The organism is Photorhabdus sp. HUG-39 (assembly GCF_963878365.1).
Classification (GTDB): domain Bacteria; phylum Pseudomonadota; class Gammaproteobacteria; order Enterobacterales; family Enterobacteriaceae; genus Photorhabdus; species Photorhabdus kayaii.
Window position 1 is genome coordinate 1 of the sequence record NZ_CAWNWY010000110.1, and the last position, 884, is coordinate 884.

1 pseudogene is annotated in these 884 nt (G+C 49.2%); it reads right to left on the reverse strand.

Going from position 1 to position 884, the window contains the following annotated elements:
- Positions 1-5 precede the first annotated feature (5 nt).
- A pseudogene (locus AAC155_RS24250) lies at positions 6-811 on the reverse strand (IS5 family transposase).
- Between the last annotated feature and the right edge of the window lie 73 nt (positions 812-884).

The window sequence follows — 884 nt, forward strand, 5'->3', positions numbered from 1 at the left end:
AGAGCCTATCCCAATAGGGTTTTGTTCCAAACTATAATCCCGCACGCAAAATGTAACATAGCTTCATAGTTTTCGACCTTCTTTTCCCATCGGATCAGTATCCGGCGAAAGCGATTCATCCAGCTATGCGTCCTCTCGACAACCCATCTTTGAGCTTTAAAGTCCGTATTCTGGCAGGCATCTGATTCTTCCTTGCGAGACTGGATGTGCGGCTCGTAGTGCCGACTCTGTAGATAGCCTCTCAGCCATTCAGCATCATATCCCTTATCCAGACACAGCCTGACCTTTTTACCGGGCTTGCCTGTCTGAAGTGCATCAAGCGTATCTGCAACCAATTTGATATCGTGCGTGTTTGCCGCGGCAACAACGAGTGAAAGAGGAAGCCCGTTAGCCTCGGTCATGAGACTGCGTTTTACGCCTTGTTTCCCCCGGTCCGTGGGGTTACGACCTGTTTTTTTGTCCCCGCTAAAGGGGATTTGGTCATGCAGCCATCCAGTGATAACCACGACCAGTCGATGATCGCGAGATGCTTGCAGGCCAGTAAACCGTTTTGCCAGAAGCGTTCAAAAACGCCGGCGTCACGCCATTCCTGAAAACGACGGTGAGCCGAACTTGACGAGCATATTCCTGTTGCATTCAGGGCGTTCCATTGGCAGCCCGTTCTGAGCACAAAGAAGATGGCATCCATAGCGGCGCGGTTATCAACCCGTTTACGATGTGTGCCCAGCGGATGCTGAGTTTTATGTTCGGGAATAAGTGGCGCCATTTTTCCCCAAAGTTCATCACTGAGCCGCCATTTGTTGTTTGCCATACTCTCTATACCTTCAGAAATTATCCGTTCTAGAATATTATACAATATGACAATTCCTTTTGGGATAGGCTCT